13 protein-coding genes, 1 other RNA gene and 2 pseudogenes are annotated in these 22,488 nt (G+C 35.6%); 11 read left to right on the top strand and 5 right to left on the bottom strand.

Features of this window, described 5'->3' with window-relative positions; translation table 11 throughout:
- Positions 1-3 precede the first annotated feature (3 nt).
- Positions 4-432 (top strand): annotated as a pseudogene (locus AC0T5Z_RS10100) (IS630 family transposase); the annotation flags it as partial.
- Between the two features lie 1,553 nt (positions 433-1,985).
- On the opposite strand, the gene AC0T5Z_RS10095 reads toward AC0T5Z_RS10100, so the two are convergent.
- Positions 1,986-2,108, bottom strand: a complete 123-nt coding sequence (locus tag AC0T5Z_RS10095) for a hypothetical protein (protein WP_435337781.1) — start codon at positions 2,106-2,108, stop codon at positions 1,986-1,988.
- Between the two features lie 297 nt (positions 2,109-2,405).
- Between AC0T5Z_RS10095 and AC0T5Z_RS10090 the strand changes: the two genes are divergently transcribed.
- The 6 genes and pseudogenes from AC0T5Z_RS10090 (at position 2,406) to AC0T5Z_RS10065 (ending at position 13,045) form a co-directional block, all read left to right on the top strand.
- Positions 2,406-3,398, top strand: coding sequence for a hypothetical protein (locus AC0T5Z_RS10090; RefSeq protein WP_435337779.1), 993 nt, complete (start codon positions 2,406-2,408; stop codon positions 3,396-3,398).
- A 95-nt stretch (positions 3,399-3,493) separates the two neighbouring features.
- Positions 3,494-8,506: pseudogene (locus tag AC0T5Z_RS10085) on the top strand (DEAD/DEAH box helicase).
- A 70-nt stretch (positions 8,507-8,576) separates the two neighbouring features.
- The gene (locus AC0T5Z_RS10080; protein WP_435337778.1) at positions 8,577-10,379 is read left to right on the top strand and encodes a DUF262 domain-containing protein; all 1,803 of its coding nucleotides are present in this window, start codon (positions 8,577-8,579) and stop codon (positions 10,377-10,379) included.
- Between the two features lie 101 nt (positions 10,380-10,480).
- The gene (locus tag AC0T5Z_RS10075) at positions 10,481-11,365 is read left to right on the top strand and encodes a hypothetical protein (RefSeq protein ID WP_473786281.1); all 885 of its coding nucleotides are present in this window, start codon (positions 10,481-10,483) and stop codon (positions 11,363-11,365) included.
- Positions 11,366-11,494: 129 nt separating this feature from the next.
- Positions 11,495-11,689: a helix-turn-helix transcriptional regulator gene (locus AC0T5Z_RS10070; protein WP_160242876.1), complete on the top strand. Its 195-nt coding sequence runs from the start codon at positions 11,495-11,497 to the stop codon at positions 11,687-11,689.
- Positions 11,690-13,045 carry a DUF3987 domain-containing protein gene (locus tag AC0T5Z_RS10065; protein WP_435337762.1) on the top strand — a complete coding sequence of 452 codons (1,356 nt, stop codon included), beginning with the start codon at positions 11,690-11,692 and terminating at the stop codon, positions 13,043-13,045.
- A 187-nt stretch (positions 13,046-13,232) separates the two neighbouring features.
- On the opposite strand, the gene AC0T5Z_RS10060 is transcribed toward AC0T5Z_RS10065, so the two are convergent.
- Together AC0T5Z_RS10060 and ssrA are read right to left on the bottom strand one after the other, a co-directional pair.
- Complete coding sequence (locus AC0T5Z_RS10060; protein ID WP_435337763.1) at positions 13,233-14,573, bottom strand: tyrosine-type recombinase/integrase; 1,341 nt, start codon at positions 14,571-14,573, stop codon at positions 13,233-13,235.
- A 181-nt stretch (positions 14,574-14,754) separates the two neighbouring features.
- Positions 14,755-15,114: a transfer-messenger RNA gene (ssrA, locus tag AC0T5Z_RS10055) on the bottom strand.
- 131 nt (positions 15,115-15,245) lie between these two features.
- Between ssrA and glpK the strand changes: the two genes are divergently transcribed.
- Positions 15,246-16,730, top strand: a complete 1,485-nt coding sequence (glpK, locus tag AC0T5Z_RS10050; RefSeq protein ID WP_435337764.1) for a glycerol kinase GlpK — start codon at positions 15,246-15,248, stop codon at positions 16,728-16,730.
- A gap of 129 nt (positions 16,731-16,859) precedes the next feature.
- Here the strand turns inward: glpK and AC0T5Z_RS10045 are convergent, their stop codons facing one another.
- Both AC0T5Z_RS10045 and AC0T5Z_RS10040 read right to left on the bottom strand, forming a co-directional pair.
- The gene (locus AC0T5Z_RS10045; RefSeq protein ID WP_435337765.1) at positions 16,860-18,218 is read right to left on the bottom strand and encodes an NAD(P)-binding domain-containing protein; all 1,359 of its coding nucleotides are present in this window, start codon (positions 18,216-18,218) and stop codon (positions 16,860-16,862) included.
- A 611-nt stretch (positions 18,219-18,829) separates the two neighbouring features.
- On the bottom strand, positions 18,830-19,036 hold the full coding sequence (locus AC0T5Z_RS10040) for a hypothetical protein (RefSeq protein ID WP_435337766.1): 207 nt from the start codon (positions 19,034-19,036) through the stop codon (positions 18,830-18,832).
- A 399-nt stretch (positions 19,037-19,435) separates the two neighbouring features.
- On the opposite strand from AC0T5Z_RS10040, the gene sbmA reads away from it, so the two are divergent.
- The 3 genes from sbmA (at position 19,436) to AC0T5Z_RS10025 (ending at position 22,416) form a co-directional block, all read left to right on the top strand.
- Positions 19,436-20,632, top strand: coding sequence for a peptide antibiotic transporter SbmA (sbmA, locus tag AC0T5Z_RS10035; RefSeq protein WP_435337767.1), 1,197 nt, complete (start codon positions 19,436-19,438; stop codon positions 20,630-20,632).
- 280 nt (positions 20,633-20,912) lie between these two features.
- On the top strand, positions 20,913-21,878 hold the full coding sequence (locus AC0T5Z_RS10030) for a hypothetical protein (protein ID WP_435337769.1): 966 nt from the start codon (positions 20,913-20,915) through the stop codon (positions 21,876-21,878).
- Positions 21,879-22,083: 205 nt separating this feature from the next.
- Positions 22,084-22,416 (top strand): ATP-binding protein, encoded by a 333-nt coding sequence (locus AC0T5Z_RS10025; protein ID WP_435337770.1) that lies wholly within the window; start codon positions 22,084-22,086, stop codon positions 22,414-22,416.
- Positions 22,417-22,488 lie beyond the last annotated feature (72 nt).

Genomic DNA, 22,488 nt, shown 5'->3' with positions numbered 1-22,488 from the left:
TTAAGGTATCAACACCCGATCATCTATCTTGATGAAAGTGGATTTAAATCTCATGAACATAGACCTTATGGTTATTCAAAACAGGGAACTCCTTGTTATGGAACATATAATTGGCAATTAAAAAATCAAACCAATGCAATAGGAGCAATCCATGAGGGTAAGTTATTTGCAGTGGGTTTATTTGATAGCAAAGTAAATTCGGATGTATTTTATTTTTGGGTAGATCAGTTTTTATTACCAGAATTACCCTCGAATAGTGTAATAGTCATGGACAATGCAGCCTTCCATAAACGACAAGATATACAAGATCTATTAACCCAACATGGACATCAAATACTTTGGTTACCACCGTATAGTCCTGACCTTAATCCTATTGAAAAAATGTGGGCATGGGTGAAAGCAAAAGGAAAAAATGGTTGGTTAACTCAATAGATAAGCTTTTTAGTCGTTTCTTTAACGAGTGTATGGGTAATTAAACGGTTTGACTATATACATATTCGTCACTATTTATGTATATGCATAAAAAAAGCCTTAAACACTGATGTTTAAGGCTTTTTAAGTCATATTTAGTTATGTAACTTCATATGAATTTAAGAATTTGGTGGGGTGGCGTCTACTAAACTGTAATGATAATGCATTGATTTTAAATAATTTTAATTAATTAAAAAAATCAACCATACAAAGCACCATACATTTTATCTTTATTTGAGTAAATAATACATGAAAAAACAAGGCTCGTTCCAAATGAAATCGAGCCTTATAGTGATTTTTAATGCACTTTCTTGTGCAAATTCTTACGCCTTTATTGGCTGCTCAATTTTTTCATGCTGACTTAAGCCATATTCCACTTCAAATTTCTAAATCGGGGATTTAGTTTTTTCTCGCCTAAGATGGAAGAGCGAGACACTTATATTTTTCATGTCCGTGTGAACATTAGCTAGATTAAAAAGAACCTAGCAACTCCGTATAAGCAATATTTCTTCAGTGACCAAACTTAAGAATACTCATACTTCATCAATCATGGTCTAGTTTGAGCGACCAAGCTCAAACATAGGAATACGACCAAGTATTCCCTTAACCTTCTTCTAACATATTGCCGAACATATTTTCATATGTGCCGACTCAAGCTTTCGCAGTGAGCAATCTGATCAATCAGACTGTTTTAGGATTCGCTTTAAGCTAGCTATCTCACTTAATACAGTTCTTTTTAATGAAGATCTGTATCACAACTTCCACAGGTAGAACCTGCTTTATATGCGCTACTTGCCATCGCTCCCACACTGTATAAATTAACAGACCTTTAACCAATTTAAGTCCTTCATACAGTGCTTCCCAAGTTATTTCAAAGTGTCTTAATGTGCAGACCGTTTATCCTCTCGCTTGCATACATACTTCCTGTTTCCCCCAACCGTAGTTCCTTAGTTTTATCGGGATATGATGTATACACAACTTTATAAAGGGTAAAACTCTTACACTCCAATCAGCATCTATCGATTAATGCCGTTACACGTTTAAGCTATCCAGCGACCCATTTAGCTTGCGCCAAATGGTGCCAACTTCTCCACCGTTAGGCTCGAAGTCCTAGTACCTCACGGTACTCTCAGCAGCCATCGTGATTGGAAATGAGCATACTTTTCGCAAGTTGTTCACTTGCCTCGATCAAGCATACACACTCAGCTATTAACGGAGACTATCGCACATCCTATGCTGCTCCTGACTGTATCACTTTGAACAGGGTATCAATTCAAAACCTAAGTTTTAAATCTAATCTGGCTATTCCTAACCAAATGACCATTTCGGAATAGATTCCTTATAGGCTCCCGTGTCCTTGTCGCCCAACAACTTTATATGCAATGCATATAGGAACTCTTAAATCCAAGTTGAATGAACGGATAGAAGAAGAGCATTGCAGCTCTCCAGCCCCCGTTGCAACGTACCGAGCGAGGTTTCCCCAGCAGTCCGCTACATCGGCAGTACAAGAATGGTTAGTTCAGGTACTCACGGCAATATGTATCAAAGTTTTGAATGGTGGTCTTAAATCCATCCAAAACTTCAAAGAAGAAAATTAAGGATGGATGGTCAGTCCACAATTCGATTGATAACTTCATATTAGTACATCAAATTTTAAATATCAATAATATTGATAATAAATTTAAAATAATATAAATTTAACTAATAATGTTTGTGTCGTCATTAGGAACTACTTAATTGCCACCTTACAAAGTGAGGTGATCATTCATAAAGCTATGGCTTTGCCATAGCGGTTTTTGAGCAAAGCTCAAAAGTAAAAACACCTTAATTGAGACAATTTCTATTGTTGATTGACACAAATGCTTAGATGGGATTCCACAGGGAAAAAGTGGATTGTTGATTTACAGTTAAACTGTATTGTTGGATGACAAAAAATGATTGATTACAGCCCTCATACCAAATACACAGCACAAAAAATTCAGGACAAAGTCACTCGTGGCGCATACTTTTACTCATCATTTAGTATTGATAATGGTATTGGCTCAACAACCAACATTAAGAAACTCATCGAGAAACTAACGGACAGATATGACCTAAATTTAACGAGTCGGCAAAGGAATTATCGACTGAAAACAGGAAAGCCGATTGCAGATCTGATTGTTCAAGATGTGATGTATGAAAATAGATGGCTTTTTATTTTATTAATCACCACGCCTAATAGTCATAGACATAGTAAACAGCCAATTCACGCTAATGAACAACAAGAGCAAATCGGCAAAGATAAAATCTTTGAAATGGAAGCATTGTCTTTTTCTAAAGAAAATATTATCGCTGAAACTGATCTAATCCACAGGTACTTTAATGATGATGAATGTTTTAAATTTGTCATGTCTAAACCTTATCTAGAATTAGATTTTTCTGGATGTTCAGCAGAATTGGTTCGAATGACTCATAAGAAATACAAATCACATTCTGACAAATTTTATAGAACTCCAAGTAAACCCTTTAGCTGGACTTGGAGATGGAAGAAAGAAGTTGTGGTAAAAAAGAAGACGGATCTAGTTAATATTATTAATCGCTATGTCTCACAGACTCACAAAACTAAAGCTGTTGAAGATCTCGTTAAATGGCAGTCCTATTTTCAAACCTATGCGGTTTTTAGAGGGATGCGGCAACAGGTTGGACGACTCTATACATTGGGCAAATTGTTTCTATATAGCCGTGGCAAACAAAGATGGGATGATCAAAAATTACCAACTTTGAAACTATATTTTGCCCCACGTTATGAAACATATGCTGATAGCTATGAAGAATATTATTTGAAAAGAGAAATTTACCTAAATTTTGATAAGGAGCTCCCAAGGGAAATTTCATCAAAATTAGATATGAATCAAGTTATGGAGTTTTTGGATAAAGATATGGTTTAGACTGGGAAAATACCGTCTTAATTTATAAAAAATAGGTCTTTGTATGCTAAATTCTCTACTAAAAATGCTTTTGCATATTTCGGAGTTATATTTGCATGTCAGCCCTGTTAAATTTATTAGAAAAAATTAAAGAAGTGTCTACTACACAACGAGATAAAGGAACTTCTTTTGAGAATTTAATGGTTCAATATTTTTTAAATGAGCCTAAATATGCTGAAATTTATACCGATGTATTATCGTATTCTGATTGGGTCGAAAAGTATGGTGAAAAATTAAATATTACTGATAAAAGAGATTATGGTATTGATCTCGTAGCGGTAACTATTGAAGGTGATTTTCATCCAATTCAATGTAAAAACTACAACACTACAAAAATTCAAAAAAAAGACATTGATAGCTTTTTGGGTGGGTCGGGTAAATCATATTTTGCCTATCGTTATATTGTGGCATCAACGGATGATTGGTCAGACAATGCCAAATCATCTTTAGTGGATGCACAGCCGCCTGTTGCAACTATCTCACTTCTTGATTTAGAGGGAAGTTTGATTGATTGGTCTCAGTTTGATTTCGATCCAAATGTGAAACCAGTTTTTCGTGATAAGAAACAGCTACGCCAACACCAACGTCCTGCATTAAATGCAGTAAAACATGCTTTAACAACTGCTGATCGTGGCGACAGGTACTGGTAAAACTTTTACTTCGTTGCGTATTGCAGAAGAATTAGCAGGTCGTGGCAAAAATGTCTTATTCCTTGTGCCAAGCCTTGCATTATTAAGTCAAACACTGGATGAGTGGACGCAAGATACCATGATTGGTATTCGTAGCTTTGCAGTCTGTTCTGATAGTGATGTTGGTAAGAAAAAAGATGATGACAATATTGTAGTTGGTATTAGCGATTTAAAATTTCCTGCTACTACTAATCCTCAAAGTTTAGTACGAGCATTCAAAGCTAGAGATTTATTCAAGCCCAATGAAGCCAATGAGGACATGAATGTAGTGTTCTCTACCTATCACTCCATTGATGTTATTACAGAAGCACAAAAAGCAGGATTTCCTGAATTTGATTTAATCATTTGTGATGAGGCTCACCGTACTACAGGTGCAACATTTGAAGGAGATGATGAGTCTAAATTTGTGCGTATTCATAACAATGATTATGTACAAGGGAAGAAACGCTTATACATGACTGCTACCCCTCGTATTTATGGCGATACAGCTAAAGAAACAGAGGGAGTTACACTTTGCTCAATGGATGATAAGTCACTTTACGGTGAAGATTTATATGTCATCACATTCTCACAAGCTGTAAAAATGGGGATTCTATGTGACTACAAAGTAATTGTACTTGCTGTTGAAGAAAGCCACATTAATCGCCAGTTGCAGAGCTTATTAAAAGACGAAAATAATTCTCTAAAAGTTGATGATGCTGCAAAAATTGTTGGCTGTTGGAAAGCACTAGCTAAACAAGGTTTATATAATCCAGATGGTACAGTTGCAAAGCCAATGGAACGTGCAGTTGCTTTCTGTCAGGTCATTGAAAAAGAATACAAAGGTAAAAAACATAAGGTAAGTTCTAAACAAATCACGGAAATGTTTAGTGCTGTTGTAGAGGCTTATCAAGATGCTGAAATGGATCATTTGTACAGAACAGAACAAGATCCATACATTGACCCATCATTGAAACTGAACTGTCAGGTAAAACATGTTGATGGTGGTATGAATGCAACAGAAAAGAAAGAAAAAATCACATGGTTAAAAGAGCAAGCACCTGAAAACACATGCCGTATTTTATCAAATGTGCGCTGTTTATCAGAAGGTGTTGATGTTCCATCCCTTGATGCAGTTCTTTTTCTTACGCCTCGTAATTCACAAGTAGATGTGGTTCAGTCTGTTGGCCGTGTCATGCGTAAAGCCCCAAACAAAGAATTGGGCTACGTAATTTTACCTGTCGTCATCCCTGCGGGTGTAGAGCCTGAACAGGCATTAAATAATAACGAAGCATATCGTGTAGTTTGGCAAGTATTAAATGCCCTACGCGCACATGATGACCGCTTTGATGCCATGATTAACAAACTTGAGTTTAATGGCAAAGATGTATCTCGTATGGAAGTCATTGCCATTGCAGATAAAGTTGTTAAAAAGACTAAAAAAGCAAAGCCACAACCGACTGATGGAAATGAAACATCTGATCAATCGGGTTTAAGTGAAGGTAAAAAACGCAAGGCAAAAGCCCAAGCTAGAGGTGGATCATCTATTGGGCAAGCTGCCTCACCAACGCCTCAGCAAACAGAAATGGAATTTGAAGTTGGTGAAATTGAACGTGCTTTATATGCCAAAATCGTAAAAAAATGCGTAATCGCCATCATTGGGAAGATTGGGCTAGTGATGTTGCTAAAATTGCTAAAACTCATATTGACCGTATTCAAGCCATCCTTGAAAACCCTACTAATACAAATGAAATTGCAGCATTCAACGAATTTGCACATGAACTACGTGATGATTTGAACAATAGCGTATCTGATGCTGAAATCATTGAAATGTTGGCACAGCATTTAATTACTAAACCTGTATTTGATGCCCTATTTAAAGACCATAGCTTTGCTGAACATAACCCAATGAGCTTGGCAATGCAAAAGGTGCTTGATGCGCTGAATGAGCATCACTTAGAAAAAGAAGCGGATACGCTTAACTCCTTCTATGAATCAGTCCGTATGCGAGCAGAAGGCATTAATACTGCCGAAGGTAAGCAAAGTATTATTTTAACTCTATACGATTCATTCTTTAAAAATGCCTTCCCACGTATGACCGAGAAACTAGGGATTGTTTATACCCCTGTAGAGGTGGTGGACTTTATTATCCATAGTGTAAATGACGTACTCAAAAGTGAGTTTGGTAAAACCTTTGCTGATGATAACGTGCATGTACTCGATCCATTTACTGGCACTGGTACATTCATCAACCGTTTGCTTCAATCAGGTTTAATCCCTGCGGATCGTTTAACGTATAAGTATAAGAATGAAATTCATGCCAATGAGATTGTTTTATTGGCGTATTACATTGCTTCAATCAACATTGAAACCGTATATCACGATCAAATGAAAACGGTTAATCCTAATCTTGAATATGCACCATTTGAAGGAATTTGTTTAACTGATACCTTTGAAATGTATGAAAAAGAAGATTTAGTTAGCAAAGTTTTAGTAGATAATAGTTCAAGACGTAAGCGCCAAAAGAACTTAGATATCCGAGTAATTATTGGTAATCCACCTTATTCAGCAGGACAAAAGTCAGGCAATGATAATAATGCTAATGTAAAATACCCATTTTTAGATAGTCGTATCGAATCGACTTATGCCAAATATACTCAGGTTACAAATAAAAATTCACTTTATGATTCATACATTCGTGCTATTCGTTGGGCAAGTGATCGTATCAAAGACTGTGGTGTAATTGGTTTTGTAACTAATGCAGGATTTATTGATTCAAACTCAGCCGATGGTTTACGTAAATGTTTAGCTGATGAGTTTAGTTCGTTATATTTTTTTCATTTGCGAGGAAATGGAAGAACATCTGGTGAACGATGTAGAAAAGAAGGGCATCCTCTATTTGCTGCAATAGGTGGTAAAGGTGGAAGCCTAGCGCCTATCGTTATATCGGTTTTAGTGAAAAATCCCAATGCTAAACAACATGGTCAAATTTATTTCCATGACATTGGTGATTATCTAAGTCGTAAGGAAAAGTTAGAAAAAATTTCTGATCTTGTTAGTATTAGTGGTATTACTGCTATTGATGGTTGGACAACAATCTCCCCTGATACTCATAATGATTGGATAAATCAACGTGATGATAGTTTTAATAAATTCATTTCAATTGGAAATAAGAAAAATAAATCAGAAATAGATTTATTTGAAAATTATTCAAGAGGTGTAGCAACAAGTCGAGATGCTTGGTGTTATCAAGCCTCAAATAAAAAATTAATTCATCAAATAAAAAAATTTATTGATTTCTATAATTTAGAAAGAAATAGGCTTAGCAGTTTAATTAATAAAACTAAAGAATTAGATATTAATTCTTTAATTAAAAATGATACAACTAACATAAGTTGGGCTGACAACTTAAAAGATGATCTTAAAAAAAATAAGCCTTTAAATTTTGAAAATGAATCTTTAAGAATAGCTACTTATAGACCATTTATTAAATCATGGATGTATTTTAATAGGAGGCTAAATGAAAGGGTTTATCAAATGCCACAAATTTTCCCAACAGTAGATGTCGAAAATTTAATTATTTCTGTTACAGGACTTGGTGGTAAAAAAGGGTTTTCAACTATCATATCTAATCAAATTCTTGATTTAAACTCAATGGATGCGGGAGCACAATGTTTCCCACTTTATCTTTACGAAGAAAATACCGTAAAAGCTAATGATACTGATCTATTTAACCAAGAAGAAAGTGGCTCAACAGATGAAAAGTACACCCGTAAAGATGCAATTAATGATGCGGGGCTAAAGCATTTCCACGATGCTTACCCGACTGAAACGATTAGTAAGGAAGATATTTTCTACTATGTGTATGGCTTATTACATAGTGAAGATTATCGTAGTCGTTATGCAGACAACTTGACTAAAGAGTTACCACGTATCCCATGCGTGAAAAAAGCCGAAGATTTCTGGGCATTCTCTAAAGCAGGGCGTGATTTGGCGCATTGGCATTTAAACTATGAAACTGTAGAGCCGTACAAAGCTAAATTGGATTTAGGCGGTAAATCATTAAAGCAATTAGAAGATAAAGACTTCTATGTGACCAAAATGAAATTCCCTAAAAAAGACCAAAAGGATACGGTGGTCTATAACAATTCTATTACCATCCGTGAAATACCGTTAGAGGCTTATGACTACGTGGTGAATGGTAAGTCTGCACTTGAATGGGTTATGGAGCGTCAAGGCGTTTCTACGCACAAAGACAGTGGCATTGTGAATGATGCGAATGATTGGGCAATTGAAACTATGGGTGATGCTAAATATCCATTAGAGTTGTTTTTACGGGTCATCACAGTAAGTTTGGAAACAATGAAGATTGTGAGAAGTTTACCGAAGTTGGATATTTAAGTTTTTAGTTTTAAAGCACCAGAGTTTTCTGGTGCTTTTTTATGTATGAAATCATATTGAGGGGTAGCTAATGTTAAGTGCAAATAAAGAACAAATTAGTTCTTTTTTAGAAGGTAGTTTGCAATTCCATATTCCATTTTTTCAACGACCTTATGTTTGGAAAATAGAAAACTGGCAAGAATTCTTCGACAGTATTTTAGAACAGTTAAATAAAGAAGATTCGAATAGCTCTGAACATTTCATAGGCACAATTATTGTTCAGCAAAAACAAGTTAAAAAAATGGGGGCTAATGAATATGATTTAGTTGATGGTCAACAACGCCTGACAACAATTTGCCTTTTAATTCGAGCAATTCATGATGAAATAAAGAGTCCTAATTTAAAAGAGTGGATTAAAAATTTAGTTGTATTTACAGATAGATATGGTAATAAAAATCCAAGAATTATTCATAGTAAAAATGACAAAAAAAAGTTTGAAGCTATCTTAGTAAATGAAAATGACAATTCTGAAATTTGGGAAGAAGTTCAAGATTTGAATCTTGTTACTTTAGAACAATACATCGATTTAAGCTTAAAGAATGATGCTATTCATGGCTGTTACATGTACTTTAGAAAACGTCTTATCACTATGCTTGATGAGCAATTAACTGATGAAGAGCGTGATGAATTTCTTACTAATTTTCTTGATATTGTTTTGAATAACTTGCCGATAATTCATATGGCACTATCAAATAGTGACGATGTTCAAGAGATTTTTGATACGATTAACTCACAAGGCGTAAAGCTTACAACTGCTGAGCTATTAAAGAATTTTCTATTCCGTAATGATTCAGAATCAATCACCCTCTATCAAGACAATTGGTATTCAGTATTTGAAGAAAATGAAGATGATATTGAGTTTTGGTCATCTGAACGTACATCTGGACGTATTCGTCGATCAACGATAGAACTCTTCCTATACAGCTATTTGGTAATAACGAAAGAGGCTCCTGTCCGACTTGAAAAACTATTTAAAGAATATAAAGCTTTAATTAAAGAAAAAAATAAAGATGAATTAGCACTGTTTATTAAAGACTTAAAAGATCATGCAGTAGTTTACCGTCAAATACCAGATGGTATTGATTTACGGTCATTATCATATTCGGAATATAAAAAAAGATTCTTCCAGATCATATCTGAATTTGAAATCACCACAATCATGCCTCTTATGCTCTATATTATGAAGCAAGTGAAAGATGAGGATGAACTGAAGAAAATTTTAGCTACATTGGAATCATATATCGCTAGACGTACAATCTGCAAATTGACAACCAAAAACTATAACAATCTCTTTTTAGGCTTGTTAGTGGAAATCAAAAAATGGGATACAGTAACTAGCCAAAAAATTTTAGATAAACTTGTATCTTATACGGACGATACAAATATTTTTCCAACTGATCAACAAGTTAAAGATGCAGTTTTAGGCAAGGCTCTCATCAATAAATATACGCGGGAAATTTTGTATATTATATCTTTATATGATCTTAGCGACTGTAAAGTTGACAACCATACTTTGTCATTAGAAGGATTCTCTTTGGAACATCTTATGCCTAAAAAATGGCAAAATAATTGGGATATTCCCGACTCAAAAGAGTTAATCGATCAAAATAATTATAAGCTTTTAACTTTAGGTAATTTGGCTTTAATTAAAGGTTCATTAAACTCTAAACTTCGTGATTCAGCTTGGAAAAATAAACGTAAAGAGTTAGATACTTATTCCACATTATTGCGCACAAGAGAGTGTCTAAGCAAAGAGGTTTGGGATGTAAGTACGATTAATGAGCGTGGTGAAAAACTATATGAAACTATCGTAAAAGTTTGGAAGTACCAATAAGCAATGTTTCAAGATGCTGAAGCTTTAAATCATATGAGCTTCAGTATCTTTTTATGATCATTATTTTTTTAACATATTTATAAAGAATTTTTTCCAATATTATGACTTTAGAATTTGAAGATGTTTTTTCCCCTTTAATTTTCATTGAAGGAAACCCAAGTGAAAATTTTAAAAATGCGATTAAAAAGGTTGAAGATCAAAAAATATTCTTTCTGCACAATCTTCATAAAGATAAAATTCCTAGCATGATTTTTAAAAAACTAGGATATGGAAACCTACTTGACATAGAAGACAATGTAATAGCATTGAATAAAATATTGAAAAATTCAAATTTTATAAAATTATTTAAAATCAGTGATATGACTTTAGATGGAGTTTGTAAAATTATTTACATTTATGATAAGTCATCTAAATATCATATTAATTCTTTAAAATTAAGGCAAAAAAAAGATAAAGAAATTTTAGAAGGCTTAGAAAAAAACTACAGTTATTTTAATGAAAAATCAAAAAATGTTTTGGATTTTAATGAGTGGTTAAATCAGAGATTAGACTTTCATATAAATATGGCTATTCAAAAGTTAATTAACTCAAAGTTAGTAGCAAAAAATATTGATTTGGATTTAATTAAAAATGAGATGAAAAATAGTTTTTCTATCCTCTCTGATTCAGATGTGCTTTTCAATGATTATATTACAGATGCTCAGTACTTAGTTAATGCAAGAGATCCATTTGCACCGAAAGAGAAAAATTTACAAATTAACTTTTTTGTAAGAGAGATTAAAAATACCTTTCATCAAAAGATTTCAAACCAAATAATTTGTGAACTTACATCCACGCTCTTTGGTCACGAGTTGGATGAAACTGGTGTTAAAAATATACTAAAAAATGCCAATACCAATCCTATCAATACACAAATGATGACTCAGATCACTATTGGTGAAGACAATAATACTATTGAACATTTAAAGCTAGCAGATGAGTTTTAATTCATTTTTTTCTTATTTTGTCAAGGTTGTCAGAGCAACTTATTTTCCATATCTCTGCAACCAAGATAAACAGATACTGATCTAATAAAAATATATGTATCCGCAAATATCAGCAATTGGATACATACGATGTTAAAGACGAAAAATGAAATCTGTGCTTTTCTTAGCCTGACTCCTGATGGCTTGAATAAGCTAATTAAAAAAGACAAAACATTCCCACGCCCAATAAAGTTTGGAACTTCACGACAGTCCCATGCGTATTTTGATATAAAAGAAGTAATTGAATGGGTTGAATCAAAGAAAGCTGCGAGAGAGGAAGTATAAATGAATACTAAGCCTCTAATAGCTTCCCTTCAAGAAGTCTTGCGTGAAACCATCACTGAATACCCTATTCAAGCATTTCCAGTGATAGTTGCGAATGCTATAAATAAATCAGCATTTTATCATCAAGTCCCTCATTCCGTTGCAGGTCAAACTTATTTAGCTCAAATGGCATATATGGCACAGCCATATATCAATGCGCCTAGTGATAAAAAGAAAGAAGGACAACCTTGTAGCTTAGCTATATTGACTGTTTTTCCTAGCGGTGAAGGGAAAGATGTCTGTAAAGATGATGCTGCTAAAATCATTAATGAAATTGATGATGCATCTTTGGAATCATTTAGACAAGAAGTTGATGAATGGAAGTCTAGTACACAGAAAAACAAAGGGACTCGACCACATAGCCCACAATCAATTTTTATGAGAGCAACAACTCAAGGCTTACTAAAGCATATGTCCTTAAGTCCTTCCTCAAGCTACATATGGAGTACTGGCGAAGGTGGATATGTATTTGGAGGATTCTCGTTACAAAGTGATATGAAAGGTGATTCATTAAGTACATTAACTGATCTTATTGATCGAGGTACTGTGATCACGAATTTGGGAGGTGAAGACAGCAGTTATATAAGTAATAAAAGATTTTGCTTAGATATCTCTGTACAAGATGTGGTTGTAAAAAAAGTATTAAATGATGAAATGTTTAGAAATCAAGGCTTCATGGCTAGATTTTTATTTGCTTCACCTAAACCTTTAGCCTATAAACCCAGAACTTATGAAGAAACTAAGCTAAAACCTTACGATGACCATGATTTGCAAATGTATTGGGATTTATGTAAAGATCTTTTAGATAGGTCTTCAAATCTAAAAACTAGATCTGTCATTTCAAAAAATGAAGACGCTGATAGGCTCCATCATGAATTTAATGAGTTTATAAGAAAAGAAACAGATTTATTGTCTGAGGGTTTATATGTTGAAATAGCACCATTTGCTAAACGAACTCAACAGTATGTTCTCAGAGTAGCTGCGGTGTTCGCATTCTTTGAAGGAAAAGATGAAATTGATTACATAACAATGAAAAATGCTATCTTGATTGTGAAGTATTCATTAGATCAGTGGTTATTGTATTTGACCCAAAATAAAAAAAGCCTTGACACCATCTTACTTGAATGGATGCGAGCTAAGGTTCAAAGTGGTACTACTCAATTCAAGGTCTCCACACTTAATCAATACGGCCCAGAACAGATTAGAACGTGTGAAATACGTAAGCTTGCTGTAAAAATTTTACTCGAAAAAAATTTAATCAAATATACAGATGATAAGGAAAAATTTATTGAGTTAGTAGGTAGTACAACTAAATAGACTGCTAATAATGCTAAAATAGGCAACCGACTGATTTTAAATTACTTTTAGCAGGACTAACTAAATAGTTATCCTGCTAAATTTGCTAAATTATTTTTAGCAAATTTAGCAAAAATCATTTTCCATTATAAATCATATATATCAATACTTTATGAGTTGTTAGCAAATTAGCAGTTATTACAAATATTTAAAGACTGTCCATTAATAGTTGTTCAATAACCTTGCTAATAATATTTTTTTGATCATCACTTAAACCCATATTTTCCAAGCTATCAAAAATATCTGTATTTTCGAAACCTAAAGCACTAGCTGAATTATTTACTAGATCATCTAAATAGTTTGCCCACTTCTGCATCATAACAGCTCGTTGTTTAAGATATTGAGCTTTATTATAAACACCTTCAACTCCACCGACTGTATGAGCTAAAGCAGTCTCAACATATTCTTTTCTAAAACCTTTTTCTCTCAAAGTAGTACTTAAAATATGCCTAAACCCATGCGGAGTCTGGCGTCCTTGATAACCTAATGACTTTAAGGCTTTATTAAATGTATTATTGGAAATAGGTTGTTTCTTGGTACCTCTGCTCGGGAACAAGAATACAGAATCACTAGTGATTATTTTTAGCTCGTTAAGAAGTAATAAGGCTTGCTGTGGTAAAGGGATAATATGTTCTTTTCGTTTTTTCATTCTATGTGCAGGAATAGACCATAGGTTTTCCTGAAAATCAAATTCTTCCCACACAGCTTGCCTCATTTCTGAGGGGCGTGTACCTAACATAACACTCAACTCCAATCCGATAGCGGTCATTCGATTTGGATATGCTTTTATTTTTTTTAATAATTCTGGCAACTCTTTTTCTGAAACATGTGGCATATTTTGCTTTTCATGTTTGTCTAAAAATTTTGTAATACCAGCGACTGGGTTGTAATCTATACGCCCTGTAACTTCTGCAAAATCATAAATCTCTCTACATAATGTACATAGCCTTTTACCCATTTCAACAATAGGTTCTTTCGTTTTAGGGTGTAATTTTTTTTGAATCGCTTTAAATAACTCCAACCATGCTTTTTTTGTTATTTTTCTATAATCCAGTTTTCCCATCACTGGATAAATATGGTTTTTTAATGCCCCTTCATTTCTAACTCTTGTACCCTCTGTCCATGTTTTAGTTAGACAAAATTCTATAGCTAATTGCTCAAATGTATATGATTTGCTTAACAATTCGGCTTGCTTTTTATTTTCTCTATCAATTTTTGGATCTATCCCCTCTGAAATTAATTTTCTCATTTCTTCTGCATTTTTTCTTGCAAGTTTTCCACCAACTGACGGATATCCTCCTAACCCCAACCATGTCCACTTACCATCGCTTGGTCTTTTATATCTTAATTCCCAGCGTTTGTTTCCTTTACTATGAACCGTGAAATATAGATTATTGCTATCTTTAACACGGTACTCTTTTTCTTCAGGCTCCAAACTTGCAAGAGTAGTATCAGATAAAGGATATTTTTTTATATCGACTCTTTTCATAGCCAAGGCCTTGTATGGTGGTTTTATTGCAACTCAAAATATACATGACACCATACAAACAATACAAGACTATACGTATTCATCGCTATTTATGTATATGCATAAAAAAAGCCTTAAACACTGATATTTAAGGCTTTTTGCTTCATATTTAGTTATGTAACTTCATATGTATTTAAGAATTTGGTGGAGGTGGCGGGAGTTGAACCCGCGTCCGCCAACACTACACTCGAGAATACTACATGCTTAGATATCGTCTATTATTTTAACACTCTAAGACCCGACGAACAGGGTTCAAAGTGCGATCCTCTAAGTTTGGTATAAAGTCCCGAGGCTCAACTTTATACGGACTTGTGTGCGTGCGCTTCAGTCGGGTTCACTGACCACAAGTATTCAGTGAAGCGGACAAGCTGCCCTTAGGCAGCTAGAGCGTAAGATTCGTCGTTTGCGACTATTTTAATGCAAATTTGATTTACGAGAGAAAATGCGCTCTCGGCATGCATCTATGAGCTTCATCATCAGCGTCGAAGCCAATAACACCCCCATATCACAGCGCTATCATAGCATAGTTGGCAAAAATTACGATGTATTTTCTGCACAATTAAACATTTCAATGCGCTTAGTTACATAATTGCGCTAATATTTTCTTTTTCAAGTCGAACACAATAAAAAAATATGAGTTATTTACTAGCACTCGATCAAGGCACAACCTCTAGTCGCGCCATTATCTTCAATGAACACGGACAAGTTCAGGCAACGGCACAACGTGAAACCCAGATCCTGACTCCGCATTCAGGCTGGGTTGAGCAAGATGCCCAAGAAATTTGGTCAAATCAAATTGCCGTGGTGCAACAGGCATTGGCAACTGCAGGTATTTTGGCTAAAGACATTTGCGCGATTGGAGTGACCAATCAACGTGAAACCACAGTAGTGTGGGATAAACGCACAGGCAAACCTCTAGCGCCTGCAATAATTTGGCAAGATCGTCGTGCTGCGGATTGGTGTAATCAGCTTATTCATAATAACCAGATTCAATTGATTCAGGATAAAACAGGTCTGCGTATAGACCCGTATTTTAGTGCAGGCAAGCTGGTGTGGCTGCTGGAGCATGTGAATGGGTTAAAAGCATTGGCACAGCAGGGGCATGTTGCTTTTGGCACTATCGACAGTTGGTTAATCTGGAATCTGACCCAGGGTGCAGAGCATGTCATTGAAGCAAGTAATGCTTCAAGAACAATGTTGATGAACTTACATCGTCAAAAGTGGGATGAAGACTTACTGGAATTGTTTCAAATACCAGCATCAGTTTTACCTAAAATTATTACATCCGACAGCTATATTGCAGATACGGCAACAGGTTTATTGGGCGCGAATATCCCCATTACAGGTATTTTAGGTGATCAGCAAGCGGCGTTATTTGGACAATCTTGTTTTGAGGTTGGCACAGCAAAAAACACCTACGGTACAGGCTGTTTCATGTTGTTCAATACAGGCAATCAGGTGCGGTTTAGCAAAAATAAGTTACTCACCACTTTGGCATGGCAATGTCAAAATCAAACCCATTTTGCCCTAGAAGGCAGTGTCTTTATGGCTGGGGCTGTGGTGCAATGGCTACGGGATGGTTTGGGGATTATTCAACAAAGCAGCGATGTGGAACAACTTGCCAATAGTGTAACTTCTAGCGATGGTGTAGTGCTAGTTCCTGCATTTACAGGGCTTGGTGCGCCACATTGGGACAGTGAAGCGCGAGCGCTTTTATGTGGAATGTCACGTGGCACCAATAAGGCGCATATTGCCCGTGCTGCCTTAGAATCCATTGCATTTCAGGTCTCGGATGTACTCACTGCGATGCAATCCGATTTAGATCATCCACTAAAAGAACTTCGGGTGGATGGTGGTGCGAGTCAAAATGATATGTTGATGCAATTCCAAGCGGATATTTTAAATGTGCCTGTGTTACGTCCTAAAATGTTGGAATCAACTGCTTGGGGAGCAGCGGCGATGGCAGGTTTAAAGGCGGGTGTATTTACTGACTTATCTGAAATTTCAGCATCTTGGCAGTTAGATCGTGTATTTGAACCACAAATGAATGCAGCAGAGCGGGCTGAATATTTAGCGCGTTGGCAACATGCCTTAAAACGCGCCAAGTCGGATTTATAATTGCGCTATTTCTAAAATAGCGATAAGTTGAAATAAATCTTAAACTACAAGCCTCATCAGCAGTATTTATCAGGCTTGTAGTTATTTTTTTCGTTACAGCAGGCGTGCATTGATCTTATAGATCACGCCTTACATTGCCTCACGTTGAGCTTCATCTTCTAGATAACTTTCCAAAAAATCATCTAGTGCATAAAGCCATGGTGTGTGATGCGGTTTAGCCATTTTTCCTGTCATCACTGAGCGATAAACTTTATCTCTAAAGCCCATAATATTTTCTTTTTTATGCTTTTTCCATTGCATGAAAATATCGTGTACTGCATCAATATTGAAAGATGGATAGTCGGTCTGCGCAATCAGGCGTTTGATGTAATCCCCTTGAAAACGTGCAGATTGTTCATCGCTCATTAAGCGTTGTTCTTTTTCATGCAAGGTTTGGGTATGGCTTTGCATTTCGTCTATACTTGGCAACGCAATTTTGCCCAAAATCACATCGCGGACAAACCATGCCTGCGCATCGAACATATTGAAGGTGTACCATTGATCTTGCATACCCAAATAGAACAAACGTGGATTCTTTTCCCAAACCACACCTTGATATAAACCTAGTGGATAAAGGCAGTTATGCGTTCTGAGGCGCAAGCCATCTTCAATAAACGGGAAGTGGTGTAAATAGCCCGTACATAAAATAATGGCATCAATTTTGGCCGATGTTCCATCACCAAAATAAGCAGTATTTTCATCTACACGCAGTAATTGTGGTTTTTCAGACCAGTTTTTGGGCCACTTAAAGCCCATGGCTTTACTGCGATAGCAACTGTAAATTTGTTTGGCGCCGTATTTATAACATTGCGAACCAATGTCTTCGGCAGAGTAGCTGCTGCCCACCAACAGCACTGATTTACCTTTAAATTCCAGTGCATCACGGAAATCATGCGCGTGTAAAATACGACCATGGAATTGATCAAAGCCTTCATAAACAGGGACACGCGGGGTAGAAAAGTGCCCAGAGGCCACCACAACATAATCAAACTGTTCTGAATAATGACGTTGCTGTGCGTAATCTTCGACATCAACCGTAAATTTTTGCGTCGCATCATCATAATGAATATGCTGAACGGCGGTATTAAAGCGGACTAAGTCTTTCACCTGTGCTTTTTCTGCACGACCTTGAATATAATCCCACAACACTGCGCGTGGCGGATAAGATGCGATTGGTTTTTTGAAGTGTTCATCAAAAGTATAATCGGCAAATTCTAGCGCTTCTTTAGGGCCATTTGACCATAAATAACGGTACATGCTGCCGTGGACAGGTTCACCATGTTCATCTATACCTGTGCGCCAAGTATAGTTCCAGAGTCCACCCCAATCATTTTGTTTTTCGAAACATACAATTTCAGGAACTTGTAGACCTTTGGCCTTTGCTGACTGAAACGCTCTTAATTGGGCCATGCCGCTTGGGCCAGCGCCAATAATTGCAATTCGATCCATTGCTATCTCCATTAGTTTTGAGTTCTTAATTACCTCTCCAATTTTGAGTGTCACAATTCAGGATTTAAAATATAAGCGTTATAAAGATAAGCAAATACAATCCTAAATTGAGCGATTAAAAAATCTGTTCAAAATAGGATGTGAATTAAAAAAAGAAAAAATAAAATGTGCTAAAGACAGTAAAAATTACCTAAGCAATTCATCTTTATAAAAAAACACATTTTGTAAGAAAGCTGATCTTATCATAATTTCTGATTAATTTTTGATTTTATTAGTTATAAAATTGAATTGTAAGTCATTTTGTTAATGTTGTTGATTTTAATGTTTAGTATATTTTATTGATTATTATGAATTTTTCCGTGAGGATTCTGAATAGAATTTGTTTAGACTTTTTTTAAAGTTTGTTTGAATTGAAGTGCTTTGAGGACCTAAGAAACTTTTTGTGAGCACGGTTACGATCATGAAATATAGCAGGAATAAGAAAGCAGATTAGATGATTGCGATTTGAAGTTGATTGTGTGAGCTGGAAAGGAGAGACAGCGAAACATAAAAAACATTGGATGAATTAGGCGCATCCAATGTTTCTAATTTTGAGCAGAGATACGAAAGAATTAAAGTTTACGCCACACCTTATTTTCATCTTCTAAAGCGACAGTAAAGTTAAACTCGTCGTCTACGGTAACCAAGTAGGAGTTAGGATTAACCAATAAAACTTTTAAAATTGTACCTTGCTCAAATTCAATTGGTGCGCAGTTTTCTTTACGCAGAACAATAGGTTCAAGTAGCTCAATAGCAATGTTTTCTGTTGTTGATCGCATACCGCACCCTAAATGAGTTATTTTTAATCAATTGTATTATATAGTAAACTGATGAATAATCAACAAAAAATCGGAAATCTGTGTCGCATTTAAATATTTGGTATTTAAATGGTTGGTCAAAAAAATCGAAATAAATTTGTCTAATACTGCATGATTTCACGCTTTAAAAAATATAAGAAAGTTGAAATTTCATTTAATTTTTTAGATGAGTGGCAAATGAACAGCACAGTAAAATAAAGCCGATTGATGAAATTTACAGTTTTCAGTATAAAAATAAAATTATTGCTGAAAAAACAGCGTATAAAGTATAAAAGTTCTAGTACCCAGCCACTATGTTTTGAGCTAGTAACAGCGTTGGGTTTTATCGTCATATTTTAAGAATAAAGGCATTTTGTCTGCATGTTTAAGTCATTTTTTCCAAATCCAAAATGGTTTTTTATTTCACTGTTGCTCTGGTTGAGTATTAACCTAAGCTTATGGTATTCGGGCGGTAATGCATGGGGCAGTTGGATTGGCTTCCCGCAAGGCTATGCCGAAGCAACATTACCCATAGATGTCAGCCGTTTTTGGTCAACTGCATTTTTATGGTTTTACCTGTGGTTTTTTTTGGCAACGACGCTGTTTGCCATTTTCTGGAAAATTAAAGCAAATCACCCATGGCAGCGCTGGTCGGTATGGGGATCGGCATTCATCCTGTTTAATATTTGGTTTGGGGTTCAAGTCAGTGTTGTGGTGAATGCTTGGTACAACCCATTTTATGACCTGATTCAAAAAATGCTCAGTAGTGGTGGTGGAGATGTCAATGAACTCTATGCAGGTGTGCTGACCTTTTTATACATCGCCATGGTGGCAGTGACCTTAATGGTTTTGAATTTATTTTTTGTTAGTCACTATGTCTTCCGTTGGCGTACGGCAATGAATAATTATTACACCGCACATTGGGAAAAGCTTAGACATATTGAAGGTGCATCGCAGCGTATTCAAGAAGATACCATGCGCTTTGCTAGAACCATGGAAACTTTAGGGGTGAATTTAGTCGAAGCCCTAATGACTTTGTTGGCATTTTTACCTGTGCTGTTTAGTTTGTCTGTGCATGTCAAAGCCCTGCCTATAATAGGAGAAATTCCATATGCTTTAGTTTGGGCTGCAGTGGGTTGGGCAGTATTTGGTACAGTGGTGTTAATTGTGGTGGGTGCGAAGTTACCAGGTCTGGAATTTAATAACCAAAAAGTTGAGGCGGCTTATCGTAAAGAATTGGTTTATGGTGAAGATCACGCTGAACGTGCCGATCCGCTGAGTTTAAAAGAACTGTTTAGCAAAGTGCGTTTGAACTATTTCCGTTTATATTTCCACTATGCCTATTTTAACTTGGTACGCATTTGGTACATGCAATTGGACAATATTTACGGTTTATTTGTGTTGTTCCCAAGTATTGCCGCAGGTGCAATTACATTGGGTTTGATGATGCAAATTGCCAACGTATTTGGCAAAGTCCGTGAATCTTTTCAGTATCTAATTGCATCTTGGCCAACCATTATTGAGCTTTTGTCTATCTATAAGCGTTTAAAAGCATTTGAGTCGACATTAGATCAATAGGTGTGGTGGCGACATCCATCATTTGTTGTGGATGTCGCGTTTACATGTTCAGAGCCATGATGGCTAAATATAAATTGATCTGAACAGTTGTATGAAAATAATACGAGTGTTAGTTTTCAAAATCATAAAAAACTGTGATGAATTGGATTGTTTTATAAAAATATCAAACTTGATTCAAATAAAGCGATGATTATTTAACTATAAAATCAAGGTGTTAGATTTGTTATTTTTAGCCAATTCATATATTTTCATTCATATAAAAACAATAGAGAATTGAAACGTGACCTGCAAAAAATTACTTTTAATGGGTGGGGTTGGTAGCCTATTATTTGGTTGTGCAACAGTTGATCAATATAGCCCAAATTCGGTGAAGCATTTTGCATCTCCACAAGAACTGATTGTTCAAAAAAAATTAAATCAGCCCAATGGTGCCGCTAAAGAATATGTCTATTATTGGGGGCCACAGCGTAAAGAACAACCTGCTGAATCTATGCTGCCACGTAAATATCTGGGTAGTTACTGTCAGTCACAAAATGGACGTCTCACGCTTGCCTATAAAAGCTCAATGAGTTTAGTCAAGAATGCATGGTCTAAAAAATTACTCAATAGCTATCGAGATGTAAAACAGGGGATTGGAGCATACCGCTGTGTAGGTAATAAGGGCGAAAATTGGATCGTATCCATTGAGCCAGTGGCAGAGCGCCAGTTGGAACAGCGTGGTGAAGCGCGAGTGGTGAGTTTGGTCACTAAAATAATGTCTGAAGATGAAGCACGACGCTTTTACCGTGCGACTTCTGAATCCGCAAAGGCAGGAGCTAAAGTAACTCCAAGTAATCCCAAAACAATAAATAAAACCAAAGTTGCTGAAGTGAAAGAAAAACTTGAAGAGAAAAAAGAGCCAGTGGCTGCAGCAGTAAAAACAGCTCCACCACGTGTGGTTGAAACACCGCAACAGCAACAGACACGTTTATATGTCGCGGCACGTCGCGATTTAAACAATGGGCGTAATCAAATTAATGCCTGTAATAATGCGCAACGTGCTTATAACTATGGCAAGTTACAAGGCGCAGAAGGGACACGTATTTATACAGAGTCTGGCATGTTGGTGGCTCGTTGTTTAACGGGTGTTTCGAATTATCGGAGTCGTTTCCCAAATTCCGATGCGCAGGCAAAACGTATTTTAGAGAATTTAGCCAATAATTATAATCATGCAGGGGCTAAGAATATGTTAAGAGACATGAAGTGATGGGTGAATGATTTTTGATCTGTACTTCATTTTAAAATTTAAATATTTATCTCTCCCTCACCCTCTCGTTATAGGAAAAGGTGTGGAATGTGTCCTGAGTCCTCAGGTTTGGTCATAGAGGTTACATTTAAAAAATAACATACTAATTGAGTTTTTCTATTAATTTTATTATATTTTATATAATTGATTTCAAAGAATAAATGAAATGATAGTTGGAATTTTCTTAAGACATATAAAAACTTATAAGGGTATTAATTTTATTCCGCTGAGTGATGGAGAAAAATTTTGTGGCTTAGTTGGTAACAATGGAATTGGGAAAAGTACTATTTTAGAGGCTTTGGATAAAATTTTCTTGTCCCATAAAGAATGGAATATTAATTTATCTCATAATAAATCCCAAGATGATTCTAATATTCCGTACATTGTGCCAATTTTTTTAATTGAAAAAGATAAGGTTACATTTGATGCTAAAGAACTTGAAGTAGTTCAAGTTATAGATAAATCAATTAAACAGATTAAGGCTACAAATTTACCGTAAGCGTCCGCTGAACACACCTTATGAATTCATCCTATAAGCCTTAATTTAGTCCCCACTTAAAAACAAGTGGGG

The sequence above is a fragment of the Acinetobacter pengchengensis genome, assembly GCF_982235305.1.
The sequence above is the reverse complement of the archived record's forward strand: the minus strand, read 5'-3'. Positions and strand labels throughout refer to the sequence as shown.